The organism is Pseudomonas sp. XP2, from assembly GCF_053557975.1.
The window spans coordinates 109,344-121,143 of sequence record NZ_JBNRIK010000004.1 but is presented as its reverse complement, the minus strand read 5'-3'; the positions used below and the strand labels follow the sequence as shown (position 1 = coordinate 121,143).

Sequence of the window (11,800 nt, the reverse complement as noted above, 5' to 3'; positions counted from 1 at the left end):
GCCCTTCATAGCGGTCATGGTGCCGCACCCAGTCCATGGTCCCGCTTTCGTTGCGCCCCAGTGGCGCAATGTCCAGGAAGTTGTACGTGTTGACCAGAATGTCCAACCCGCGGGCGTAGGTGGAGTAGGTGTGGTACACGCTGCCGTCCCGTTCGCGGTAAAACGCACTCAAGCCGGGCAGTTCGCTTTCACTGCCGTCATACGGCGCATAGTTGTACTGCCGTTCACCCTCGCTGCCGACACTGACGCCAAAGTCCTCGTTGAAACCACTGCCCTGTGACGAGTACCAGAGAAACTGCCAGCCCATGCGCCGACGGAACGCCTGAAACTCGGCATACGGCGCTCGCGATACCGCCACCAGCGACACATCGTGGTGAGCAAGGTGCAGGTTGGCACCGTCAAAATGGTCGGCCAGGAACGAGCAGCCGGGGCAGCCTTCGCTCCAGCCCTCGGCGAACATGAAGTGGTAAAGCAACAGCTGGCTGCGCCCCGCAAACAGGTCGGCCAGGCTCAGTTCGCCGTCCGGCCCCTGGAACTGATAGTCGTGCTCGACCCTGACCCAGGGCAGGGCGCGACGGGCTGCTGCCAAGGCGTCGCGGTGATGGGTAAAGGCTTTTTCGTGCAGCCACAGTTGCTGGCGGGCCGCCAGCCACTGGCTACGGGAAGCCACCGGATGCCTGCTTTGGCTTGTGCTCATGGTGCTGTCTCCACGCTGGGGGATTCACACACTAGACGAGCACGCTCTGTTCTATTCGACAGGCACCGGTGGCCATGCGATGAGCGGTACGTCGCTCAGCCCGAATGGGCGATATGCCCCTCGGCCAGTTCATCTTCTGCGTCATCTTCGCCGGGCAGCGCGGTGATCACGCTGAAGTCGCTGACTTCAACCTTGCCGCCGCCGTAGCCTAGCAAGTGAAAGGAAAACGCTTTGCGCTCGGTCGGGTTGTCAAAGCTGAACTCCATTTCCAGGGGTTCGTCGGCGGTGACCCTCAGTTCAGCAGGCAAGCCCAGCGGTACGTCCTGTTCCAGTTGCTTGGCCTTGAGCTGGATGTAGGCCACACGCTTGGGGTCCAGCGAGCGCACCTTGACCCGCACGCGGGTATAAGAGCCTCCCGGCATTTCCAGGTACTGGGCGCCGATCAGGTTATCGGCCCAGTCATCGTGAATGCGCTTGCGCAACTTGATCGGCGAAGGGCCGCCGAACTGGTAACGCAGGTTGAGCGGGGTTTGCAGCAGTGACTGGTCGAGCACCCCGGCCAGGGCGCCGATCTGCTGGCCCAGCAAGCTGTCACCCTGGCCCAGGTAGCGGGCCTGGTCGGCAATGAAACCCTCGCTGGCGTAACGCCGGCAGCGTTGCTGGAAGTCACACTCGGTGAAGACGCCCTGCCCGTCGTGGTAGCGCAGCATGCCGTTGGTGTAAGAAATCATCTCGCGGCCTGTGTCGTAGTCGCGGTACAGCGAACGGCCGCCAAGCGCCATGGGGATAGGCAGCGCAAAGTAGTCGAGCAGGGAAGTGGCCATATCGATATGGCCGTAGGTGCCGCGTTTGACAGGCGGCAACTGCGCCTGCTCTGGCGCCAGGGTGAGGTTGAAGCCCCAGGACGACGCCAGGCGCACGCCGTCGATGCCATGGGACTCGTCGGAGGTCACTACCACCAGGGTGTCTTTTAGCACGCCTTGGCGTTCGAGGTTGTCGAGGAAAGCCCCCAGCGCGTCGTCCAGGTAGGCAACCGCTGCCTGTTTTGGCGTGGCATAGCGCTCAAGGTACTCGGCTGGGGCGGAGTAAGGCTGGTGGGTACCCACCGTGAGCAGGGTCAGCATCCATGGCTTGTCCTGTTTCTGCAATTGGCCGACATAGTCCAGCGCCCCTTCGAAAAACGCCCGGTCATCCTTGCCCCACGGGAAGTCCAGATAGTTCTTGTTGCGGAACCACTCCAGGCCATGCACCGAGTCGAAACCGATATGCGGCATGATGCGGTCCTTGGCCATGAAGCGCAGGCCGGCACCTTGCAGGTAGTGGGTGGTGAAGCCAGCCTGGCGCAGTTGCGCTGGCAGGCAGGCCTGGTTGCGTTCGTTCTGGGTCAGCAGCTCTACGCCTTTGGGCGTGCCGTTGGCCAGCTTGTCGTAATCACCACACAGCATCGCGTACAGGCCGCGGATGGTCTGGTGGGTATGCAGCACGTAGTCCGGGGTGTTCATGCCGCGCTCGGCCCATTGGCTGAGCTTGGGCATCAGGTCTTCGTCGAAGCGGCTGCGCAGGGCCTGGCGGTTGGGCCGCAGGTAGGCGCCGGGGATACCTTCCACCGTGATGACCAGCAGGTTGCGAGCGCTGCCTGGCCCGGCCAGTAGCCGCTGCCCGTTCAGGTCGGATTGGGTCAGGCCACTGCTGGCCAGCGGTGTGAAGGTTTGCGTGTGGCCCATCCAGCCTTCGACCGTGCGCTCCAGGCTGCCGACACCGGCTGACATCAGTTGGTGAGTGAGGTTGTACTGCCGCCACTGGTCGGCGTCGGTGGGTGCCAACTGCTGGCTGCCCCAGTGAGCACCGAACAGCAGCACTGGAATGGCCCATGCCTTGCGGGGCAGCGGCATGCTGCGTTGGGTACGGCCGCGCCAGACGGTGACCAGCCAGCCCAGAAGGCCGGCAGTAAGGGTCAGGGGCAGCCAGGGGTGCGCCAGGCCGCCACCTGTCGAATTTTCCATGAATTGCGGGTCGACCAGGTAGGTCAGGTCGGCGCTGGTTGGCAGCCGGCCTACCGCGCTAACCAGTTCGGCCGAAGCCACCCACAGCGCTGCCCAGGCCAGCAGCACCGGCAGGGCCAGCCACCATGGCCGACGGTGCAGCAGCAATACCAGCAGGCTGCCGAGGGCGAGGTCGGACAGGTAGCCGAGCGGGTTGGACCAGCCCAGCATGGCGCGCGTACCCAGTGGGATCACCAGTACCAAGGCTGCCAACGCGGCAAGCCGGGTACGCGGGTGGTCTGACAGGTTCTTCACAAAAACTTCCCTTTTGCCATTAAATCGTCATGCATCTGTGCTGGATGATAACAGGCCGGGGAAGGGAAAGCGGTTTGCTACAAGGCTGGTAACCAAAAGCCGGGCCCGCTAGCGCGGGCCTGGCCGAGGGCAAGCCTCAGAAGTAGTAAGGGAATTTCAGGCTGAAGGAAAAGTCGGGGGCATCGTCGGTCAGACCAATGGACAGGTTGGGTACGATGGTCAGGTTGTTGGTGGCGGCGAAGGTCAGGCCGATGTTGAAGTTGGCGGCGTTGTAGTCACTGTTGGAGATCGACTGCCAGTCGCCACCGTCCGGCTTGATCTTGCTTTTGCGGGCAAACTGGTCAGACACCGAGAACGACATGCTCATCTTCTCGTTCAGGGCAAAAGCGATACCGCCGCCAATTTGCCAGGAGTCGCCCAGCTTCACGTCACCCGGCACCTTGCTGTTGACCTGCGGGCTGATGTCGCTGAACGAGTCCTGCATGTTGTAGGTGTACGAGAGGCTGCCGAACAGCACCGCCGGGTCGAAGGTCTTGACCAGCGAGATGCCTGGCGTGATCGACCACACGCCGTTGCCGGTCGGCAGGCTGTCCGGGACGGACAGGTTGCTGTTGCCGTCCACTTCGCGCAGCTTGATGCCATAGGGGTCCTTGCCGGTCGGCGCCTTGACCCTCAGGGTGGCAACGGCGTCAGGCCAGGTTTCGTCCTCGTCGAGGAACTTATAGGCCACGCCAACGTTGATGTCGCCGATTTCCGGGTCGCGCGTGACGGTTGCATCGGAGGTACTGGCCCCGGCGCCTCCCGCACCGCCGGAAGAGTAAGTTGATTCGCGGTACACCACGGGGACGTTTATGTCGAACTGCCAGCGCTGCGCCAGGTTGTAGCGCGCGGTCATGTCCAGGGTCCAGTTGTCGGCCTTGATCCGGTCAAGGTTGATGCTGCCGAGGAAGATCGAATCCAGCGCCAGGAAGCCATTGAGCGTCAGCGCACGGGTATCGTAATGGGTATAGGTAACACCCGTTTCGAAGCTGAACTTGCCTCCGCCAAAGAATCCGCTGGCTTCGTCATACAGGTTGGAAACGCTTTGCGCCGGTTCGGAATCGGCCGTCAGCGCCTGACCGTAGGAGCTGCCTGTGGCCCCCGGTGTGCCTGACGCGACGGTCTGCGCGCCTTTGACCCCTTCGGCGGGGGACTTGACCAGGCGCTTGGGCGGCGCCGCTGCCGGGGCCTCCTCGACCTGGCGCACCCGCTGTTCAAGTACCATCAGTGCCTGTTGCTGGGCCTCGTAGCGGCGTTTGAGCTCGATCAGTTCCTGTTTCAGCGCTTCCACTTGTGGATCGGCGGCTGCGTAGAGTGCGGTGGCGGGGGCCAGGGTAGTCAAACACACAAAAGCTCTGAGCGTTAAAGATCGGTACATGGAGTTGCCGTCCCTTCCAACTACTTTTGATGAGACTGAGCGTAGATCAGTATCCGAAAGTGCGAAGACCTTTGAGCTGGTCAAGGCTGCCATTGAGCGAAGCCGCTGTCGGCACGTTCTCGCGCATGACGACATTCAACGATGTCATGTTGTTGACCCGGTTGCCGTTGCCGAGCAAAGTCGAATTCTGCATCAGCCCCCCCTGGGCCAGGCGCTGCACGCTGCTGCCCTGGTTGTTGCTGGCATTGATGTTGAGCTGCACACCTACGCCGCTTGAAGACACGCTGAGCGAGCCGGCGCCGTTTTCCCCGAGCAGGGTCTGGCCGGCGGCCAGCACCTGGCCTTGCTGTTGCACGGCGGGGGCCTGGTTGGCCTTGGTAACGTTGATATCGACGTTGTTGTAGGCCGTGTTGTTGTCGCCGGCCGCACGTACCACCTGGGTCACACCCTCGGTAGTAGCAAGGCCATTGCCGCCGGTGACCACGCCAGTCCCGGCAGAGGGCGCACTGGTCGAGGCAGTACCTGTACCTTTTTCATCAATCATCGATACATAGAACTGGGGCTTGATGGTCGATTGCTGAACTTGAAGCGTGGAGGTCGCCCCGATCACATCGCCCTTGGCGTTTTGCCAGGTGCTGCTCATGACGATGCCGAAGCTGACGATCCGCCCCGGCATCACATAGCGGCCACGCAGGTTTGCCAACTCCTGGTCCTTCAGTTCAATGGGTTTCAACGCCTCGGCGTGGCTTGGCAAGCTGGCAGCCAGGCAGGCCATGGCCAGCCACAATGAAGTCTTCATGAAATGCTCCCTGGAGCATCATGCTCCTTGTCATTAGAACAGTCGTTAGAAGAAGTCGCTTTTGATGAAGCCGAAGTCCAGCAGCTCGTTGTCCTTCACCGGGGTGAAGGTGTCCACCCGGCCCTTGGCGGTCAGGGGCAGGGGCGGGTCGAGCAGGATGTTGTTCTTGTCGTAACCCTGACCGATCACGGCGAAGATGATGCCGTTCCAGCCCTTGAGGAAGTCTTCGACTTTGTAGCGTTTGTGGCCCAGTACCGGGTCACCGATGTAGACCCAGCCTTTGTCGACCTTCTGCATGACCACGAAGTGCTTGTAGCCACGCACATCCATCAGCACCACGACCGGGATGCGCACGCTGTGCAGGGTGTCGGGTGCCACGCGGTAACCGCGGGCACGCATGCCCAGGCTTTCGACGTAGCGTTTCATGTCGAGCATCGAGAAGCCTTGCGTGCGCACCAGGTTCTGGTCGGCGTGGGCCAGCATGCCTTCGATGATCTGATGTTCGTCCACATCCAGCCAGTAGGCCTGGCGCAGAATGGTGGCCAGCGCGGCGGCGCCGCAGCTGAAGTCGGTTTTTTGTTGCACCAGGTCGGCGAATTTGCGTTCGCGCACGCTCTGGAGAGGCTTGAACACCACGGCGCCGCCCGGCAGGACGGACAGCGGCATTTGTGCAGCTTCGCTCACGCTGGCCAGGCACAGCAAAAACGCCAAGGCGAAAATACGCATGATCGGGTGCCTTACGGTGTGTTGGAGAAAGGCCCCCCGGAGGGGGCCTCAAGCGCAGCGTTTAGAACGAGGTGTTGGAGATGGCCAGCGAGTTGCTCTGCTGGTTGCCCACACCGGCCGCCACGTTCACGCCCAGGTTGCCGCTGCCACCGTTCACCGAACCGCTAAGGGTTGCAGTATTGGTAACAGGGTTGGCCCAGCCGGTCGGGGTCAGCACTTGGAAGGACACGGTATTGCTCAAGTCGTAAGCACTGCTTTCGCTGTAGCTCTTCGAAACGTCGTTCGAGGATTGTTTCGATTTTTCGCCAGACTTCGAGAAGTCAGACGCCGAAGCATTCTCGTACGAAGAGTCGTGCGACTTGGTGTACGAAGAGTCCTTGGACTTGTCGTACGACGATTGATGCGACTTGTCGTAGTTGGAGTCGAATGCTTTCTCGAACGACGAGTCGTATGCACTTTCGTGCGACTTGTCGACCGATACGTCCAGCGACGCATTCAGCGAACCATCGAAGCTGCTGGAGCGGGTGCGCTCGCGACGGCCATCATCGGTGGTAAGGGTACGCGTAGCGTTGGCTGCTGCATCCAGCGAAGCGTTCAGGTTGGCGCTGCTCGACGAGCTGTTGCTACCGCTGGCAGAGCCGCTGGCACCCCAGCTGTTAGAGCCGCTTGCGGTCGAACTGTTGGACCCGCTGGCATTGCTGGATGCCGAGCCGCTGGAGTTCCAGCCACTGGAGCCGCTGGAGCTGGCGCTTTGCGAGCCGGCCACGCTGAAGCTCGACGACGAGCTGCGGTCGTCGGTCGAGTTGAACGTGCCATCGCGCGAGCTCGAACCGCTTGCCGAAGTGGTGATGGTAATCGTATCAACCCGGTAGGTGCGGTCTGCGCTGTTGTTCACAGTCAGGCCTGGGCCGTCCTGGTTGGCGGAAGCAGTGGCAGTGGCGTTACCCAGTGGGGCACCCGTGTTGGCGATGGCCATGGTGTTTTTCTGTTGGTTGAGGTCGCCACCGGCAATGTTGATGCCGATGTTGCCCTCAGCCCCGCTGGCCGAGCCGCTCATCACAGCCGAAGACTGGGTCGAATAGTTGTCGACCCGGTTGTTTCTGCTGGTTTGCTCAACGTCGGCAGTGGCATTGGCCATGCCGAACACGAAGCTGTTGTCCAGGCTCGACTCGGAGCCGGCATTGGCGATGGCAGCGGCGTTGTCTTGCTGGTTGCCGTTACCGGCGGCGACGTTGATACCAACGTTGCCGCTGGAGCCTGTGCCCGAGTCACTCATCTCGGCTTCGTTGATGGTGCCTTGATTGCTGATGCGATTGTTGGTGCTGCTTTGGGTATCCCAGGCATTGGCCGTTGCATACACAGGGATCTTGGTGGGTGGAGGCGTGTGCTGACCATTGTTATTGTGGCCGTTGTGGTGGTCGTTGCGCCGATCGTTTTGTCCAGCTTGTACAGCAACAGCCATGACCGCAGCAATTGCGAACACCAGAGGCTTGATTGCCATCGAGGGTTTCATGGTGATTCTCCGTACTTTATTAGGTTAAGTGTTGTTCTTAACTGATTGGGTCAATCCGCGACCCGGATGCTCAAGGTGTTGGCCATTCGGTTTCCCACCCCGGCACTCTGATTCAGCTGGATCACCCCACGGCTACCGGTGAATGCCTGGTCACTGGTGGTGACCTGGCGATGGCCGAGTGCGGTGTCAGCTGGATCGGAGTTGTTGAGCAGCGCCACGTTCTGCTGCATGAGGACGCTGTCGTCGATGCTTTGCGGTTGAGCGCTGAGGCTGATGCTCAGGGCATTGGCTTGCTGGGTATTGGCACCGGCGCTCTGGTTGACACCCAGTGCGCCACTGCCGTTGCTGAATGCGTTGCCTTGAATGGTTGAGCGGGCATCCATCGCAGGGTCAGCCGGCGTGTTGAGCCGTTGCCGGATCTGTGTGCTGGCGTTCGCTTGCGGCCCGACGGCGATGGCGCGGGCATTGACCTGTTGCTGCTTGTCACCCGCGGCCTGGTTGACAGAGAGGTTGCCCTGATAGCGGCTGCCGGAATCGTCGATGTCGGCGTTGTTGATGACGGGAACCAGGGACTGGGCGAGGGCTGGCGCGCTGCACAGGGTGGCCAGAATCAGCAGCATGTGCTTCATCTCACTTGCCCCCGCCTGTCAGGATCTGCAACGGAGCGAGCCCGCGCTGAACACTTGAGTTGACCATGTTCGCGATCCCGTTGCCCGATCCCCCGGTGCCGCGCCCACCCGACAGGTTGGGCAGTTGGTTCTGATTGCCGAGGTGGCCACCCAGGTTGTTGGTTTGCTGGGTGATCATGTTGCTGATGCCTGCGCCACTGCTGATGCTGGCGAAATCGCCATCACTCAGCTCGTTGGTCTGCTTGAGCACGTAGGCAGAAGGGTTGGCATTGACTGTAGTAGGGCTCGGGTCAGGGATCAGGGGCGGTATCGTCGCATTGCGCACCTGCACATCGCGCTTGATGATGATGATCCCGTTGTCCGCCTGGGCCGTCAGGCTCAGTGACCCGAATACACAACCCAGCAGTACCAGGTGATAGAGGCGTTTGTCACTCTTCCTCACGACGGCAACTCCTTCTTTGTGCGCTGGCCCTGTTCAGCGATGCGAACAACAGAGCAGAAGGTGTGCCGCTTTTGAGAAGCGTTTGCAGATCAATGGGTTAAAGCAAAGGGCTGAGAATCTGCGGCGTATTCTGTCTCAGGGTTGATACAGATAGCCCGGGGGATTGCTGGCCAAGCCAGCAGTGGCTTTGACTGGAAGGGTTTTTGCAGGGGTGTTTCACTGGCTTGACAGTGACCCCGATGCGGGGGCAGACCCCGCATTTTCGGGGGCTTTGCCCCACCGGTGTGTCTCAGACGCTTAACACTCGGTCGGGCATGCTGGCGTATCGCTATTAAGCAGTGTAGCAACCGCTTGCAGGGCCAGCAATTGGCGCTGTGGCCAATTGCCTTCAAGTATCTGGTGTGGCTGGTGGTGCCGCTTGAGCCAAGCCAGGCTGTCGTTGAAAAAGCGTTGGCGGTCGTTGAGATCGGGCTGGCTACGCTGGCCATCGGCAACCCAGTCCACGCCTTGTGGGCTCAGCAGCAGGTGCAGGTCGTAACGCCGGGCAAGCAGTGCCTGTTCCAGCCAGGGCGGGCAGTCATCGAACAAGGCGTGGCTCCAGAGCATGTTGCTGAGCAGGTGAGTGTCAAGGATCAGCAGTGGCGGGGCCTGCTCGCGGGCCCGGTCCTCCCAGGCCAGCTGGCCCCGGGCGATGGTGGGGATATCGGCGTAGCAGGTATCGCGGCACTCTTGGTCGATGAAGTGGCGCACGTACTCGGGCACCACCACGCCGCCGAAATGCGCCTGAATCACACCACTGAGCCAGCTCTTGCCACTGGATTCGGGGCCGCACAGTACCAGGACCTTCATGGGCTGCTCTGCGTTCATGCCTGTACCAACGCCGGATCCCGACGCCATTCCAGCCAGCCGCGCACGGCGATCAGGGTAAGCACGGCGAAGAAGCCCGCAGTGAAATACAGCTGCTGGTGCAGGTACTGGCCCACATAGACGATGTCCACCACCACCCACAGCGGCCAGCATTGCAGGCGCTTCTGGGCCATCCACAGTTGCGCTACCAGGCTGAAGCCGGTGAGGGCGGCGTCGAGCCAGGGCAGGGCGGCATCAGTCCAGTTGGCCATGGCTGCACCCAGGGCTGCGCTCAACAGCAGCCCGGCAGCCAGGCCACTGAGCAGTGCAGGGCGTTGCAGGCGGGAGACCTGGCGGGCATCTTCAGCATGGCCGGGGCGCTTCCATTGCCACCAACCGTACAGTTGCAGGATGGCGTAGGCCAGTTGCAGGAGCATGCCCGAATACAGCTTGACTTCGAAGAACAGCCAGCCATAGATCAGCACCATGACCAGCCCGATCGGCCAGCACCAGGCGTTCTGCTTGACGGTTAGCCAGACAGCGGTAACGCCGAGGACGGCGGCGATGAGTTCAAGGCCGGACATCGGCGATCCTTGGAGAGTCTATCGAGGGAAGGGCGCGATTGTAGCGGTTCGGCTGGGGAAGGTGTAGGGCGTCAGGTGGCCGGGGCCGCAAAGCGCCCCCGGCAATCTGAAGGTCAGACCCGGAACTGGCGCAGCAATTGTTCCAGTTCCTCGCTCAACTGCCCCAACGCCACTCCGGCATCACTGGACTGCCGCGCCGCATCGGCAGTCTGCTGGGACAAACCGGCGGTATCCAGCACGTTGCGGTTGATCTCCTCGACCACATGCGCCTGCTGCAAGGTGGCGCTGGCAATGGACGCATTCAAGGCGGTGAGGTTGTTCAGCGCCTGGTTGATGGCATCCAGGCTGGCGCCGGCCTCGCGGGCTTGCTCCACGGTCTGGCGCGAGGCTTCGCTGCTGGTGTCGATCGCCTTGACCGCCGCGTCCGACTGGCTTTGCAGGTGCGCGATCATGGTATGGATCTCGGCCGTCGACTGCGCGGTGCGCTGGGCCAGCAGGCGCACCTCGTCGGCGACCACGGCAAAGCCGCGGCCTTGCTCGCCGGCCCGCGCGGCCTCGATGGCCGCGTTCAGCGCCAGCAGGTTGGTTTGTTCGGCGATGGAACGGATGACATCCAGCACGCCGCCAATGCGCGTGCTGTGCCCGGCCAGGTCGCGGATTACCTGAACGGCCTGATCAATGGTCAGCGACAGTCGATCGATCTGTGCCAGGCTGCCGTGGATGGCCTGTTGGCCGTGCGTCACCTGCTGCTGGGCAGTGCGCATTTCGCCGGCGGCCTGTTCGGCGGTCTTGGCCACGTCTTGCACCGCGTAAGTCACCTCGTTCACGGCGGTGGCCACCTGGTCCATCTGTAGCGATTGCTGGGCACTGCGCTGTTGTGCGGCCCCCGCATTGTCACCGACGTGCCCGGCGGACTGGGCCAATGCATGGGCTGCACCCTGCAACTGGCCGACCACCCCTTGGAGCTTGCCGTTGAAACGGTTGAAGTGCTCACCCAAATGGGTGATTTCGTCACGGCCATGCGTATCCAGGCGACGGGTCAGGTCGCTCTCGCCGCTGGCGATGTTGCCCATGGCCTGCACGGCCTCCTGCAAGGGGCGGGCGATGCTGCGGGCAATCAGCAAGACCACCAGCGCCATCAGCAGGGCAATGCCCACGCCGACCAGCGAGGCGTCGCGCAGCTGGCGGGCGAACTCGGCCTGCACGTCATCGACGTATACGCCCGACCCGATGATCCAGCCCCACGGCTTGAACAGCTGTATATAGGAAGTCTTGGCCACCGGCTCGCTGGCGCCCGGCTTGGGCCAGCGGTAGTTCACCGGCCCGGCGCCCTGCTGGCGGGCCAGTGCGACCATCTCGTTGAACACGGCAAAACCGTCGGGGTCGCGAATGGCCGAAAGGTCCTGGCCGTCAAGCTTGGGGTTGGCCGGATGCATGATCATCTTTGGCCCCAGGTCGTTGATCCAGAAATAGTCGTCGTGGTCGTAGCGCAGCGCTCGCACCACTTGCAGCGCCTGTTGCTGGGCGGCTTCGCGGCTGAGTGCACCGGCCGCCTCCAGCCCCTGGTAATAGGCCAGCACACCGGCTGCTGTCTGCACCACGTGGCGGGTCTTCTCCGCCTTGGCCTGGTACAGGTCACCGTGGATCTGGCGCAGCATCAGCAGGCCCAGCACCACCAGCATGGCCACTGCCACTACAAGGATCAGCCACAAGCGACGGCTGATCGACATTGATCTCAAGGTCTTCATCCACGAGCTCCCGCATTGTTCTTTTTATAGAGGTGCATCCAAGCATGCTTTGCGGCAAGGCCCCACTCGACTAATGGCTAGGTGCTATCTTTGTCAGAGTCT

11 protein-coding genes are annotated in these 11,800 nt (G+C 61.9%); all 11 read right to left on the bottom strand.

What is annotated here, in order from left to right:
* Positions 1-697: DUF899 domain-containing protein (locus ACK1VC_RS06790; RefSeq protein ID WP_449117885.1), on the bottom strand; the 697-nt coding region annotated here is incomplete at its 3' end.
* A gap of 95 nt (positions 698-792) precedes the next feature.
* Positions 793-2,994, bottom strand: a complete 2,202-nt coding sequence (locus tag ACK1VC_RS06785) for an LTA synthase family protein (RefSeq protein WP_191087616.1) — start codon at positions 2,992-2,994, stop codon at positions 793-795.
* 136 nt (positions 2,995-3,130) lie between these two features.
* Positions 3,131-4,411, bottom strand: a complete 1,281-nt coding sequence (locus ACK1VC_RS06780; RefSeq protein WP_016486448.1) for a hypothetical protein — start codon at positions 4,409-4,411, stop codon at positions 3,131-3,133.
* 46 nt (positions 4,412-4,457) lie between these two features.
* Positions 4,458-5,210 carry a hypothetical protein gene (locus ACK1VC_RS06775; protein WP_016486449.1) on the bottom strand — a complete coding sequence of 251 codons (753 nt, stop codon included), beginning with the start codon at positions 5,208-5,210 and terminating at the stop codon, positions 4,458-4,460.
* A 45-nt stretch (positions 5,211-5,255) separates the two neighbouring features.
* The gene (locus tag ACK1VC_RS06770) at positions 5,256-5,936 is read right to left on the bottom strand and encodes a C39 family peptidase (protein ID WP_016486450.1); all 681 of its coding nucleotides are present in this window, start codon (positions 5,934-5,936) and stop codon (positions 5,256-5,258) included.
* A gap of 61 nt (positions 5,937-5,997) precedes the next feature.
* Positions 5,998-7,449 carry a hypothetical protein gene (locus tag ACK1VC_RS06765; RefSeq protein WP_016486451.1) on the bottom strand — a complete coding sequence of 484 codons (1,452 nt, stop codon included), beginning with the start codon at positions 7,447-7,449 and terminating at the stop codon, positions 5,998-6,000.
* Between the two features lie 50 nt (positions 7,450-7,499).
* Entirely contained in the window at positions 7,500-8,078 is a 579-nt protein-coding gene (locus ACK1VC_RS06760) for a hypothetical protein (protein ID WP_016486452.1), read from the bottom strand.
* 1 nt (position 8,079) lies between these two features.
* Positions 8,080-8,520 (bottom strand): hypothetical protein, encoded by a 441-nt coding sequence (locus ACK1VC_RS06755; RefSeq protein WP_016486453.1) that lies wholly within the window; start codon positions 8,518-8,520, stop codon positions 8,080-8,082.
* A gap of 297 nt (positions 8,521-8,817) precedes the next feature.
* Positions 8,818-9,387: an AAA family ATPase gene (locus ACK1VC_RS06750; RefSeq protein WP_016486454.1), complete on the bottom strand. Its 570-nt coding sequence runs from the start codon at positions 9,385-9,387 to the stop codon at positions 8,818-8,820.
* Positions 9,384-9,950, bottom strand: coding sequence for a nicotinamide riboside transporter PnuC (gene pnuC, locus ACK1VC_RS06745; RefSeq protein WP_191087617.1), 567 nt, complete (start codon positions 9,948-9,950; stop codon positions 9,384-9,386). Before pnuC ends, ACK1VC_RS06750 begins: the two co-directional genes overlap by 4 nt.
* Positions 9,951-10,063: 113 nt before the next feature.
* On the bottom strand, positions 10,064-11,698 hold the full coding sequence (gene mcpP, locus ACK1VC_RS06740; protein ID WP_016486456.1) for a methyl-accepting chemotaxis protein McpP: 1,635 nt from the start codon (positions 11,696-11,698) through the stop codon (positions 10,064-10,066).
* Between the last annotated feature and the right edge of the window lie 102 nt (positions 11,699-11,800).

Bases quoted from the DNA above. Each gene is read 5' to 3' on its own strand.
- mcpP (WP_016486456.1), bottom strand. From the start codon at position 11,698: ATGAAGACCTTGAGATCAATGTCGATCAGCCGTCGCTTGTGGCTGATC.
- ACK1VC_RS06750 (WP_016486454.1), bottom strand. From the start codon at position 9,387: ATGAACGCAGAGCAGCCCATGAAGGTCCTGGTACTGTGCGGCCCCGAA.
- ACK1VC_RS06760 (WP_016486452.1), bottom strand. From the start codon at position 8,078: ATGAAGCACATGCTGCTGATTCTGGCCACCCTGTGCAGCGCGCCAGCC.
- ACK1VC_RS06780 (WP_016486448.1), bottom strand. From the start codon at position 4,411: ATGTACCGATCTTTAACGCTCAGAGCTTTTGTGTGTTTGACTACCCTG.
- pnuC (WP_191087617.1), bottom strand. From the start codon at position 9,950: ATGTCCGGCCTTGAACTCATCGCCGCCGTCCTCGGCGTTACCGCTGTC.
- ACK1VC_RS06775 (WP_016486449.1), bottom strand. From the start codon at position 5,210: ATGAAGACTTCATTGTGGCTGGCCATGGCCTGCCTGGCTGCCAGCTTG.
- ACK1VC_RS06770 (WP_016486450.1), bottom strand. From the start codon at position 5,936: ATGCGTATTTTCGCCTTGGCGTTTTTGCTGTGCCTGGCCAGCGTGAGC.
- ACK1VC_RS06765 (WP_016486451.1), bottom strand. From the start codon at position 7,449: ATGAAACCCTCGATGGCAATCAAGCCTCTGGTGTTCGCAATTGCTGCG.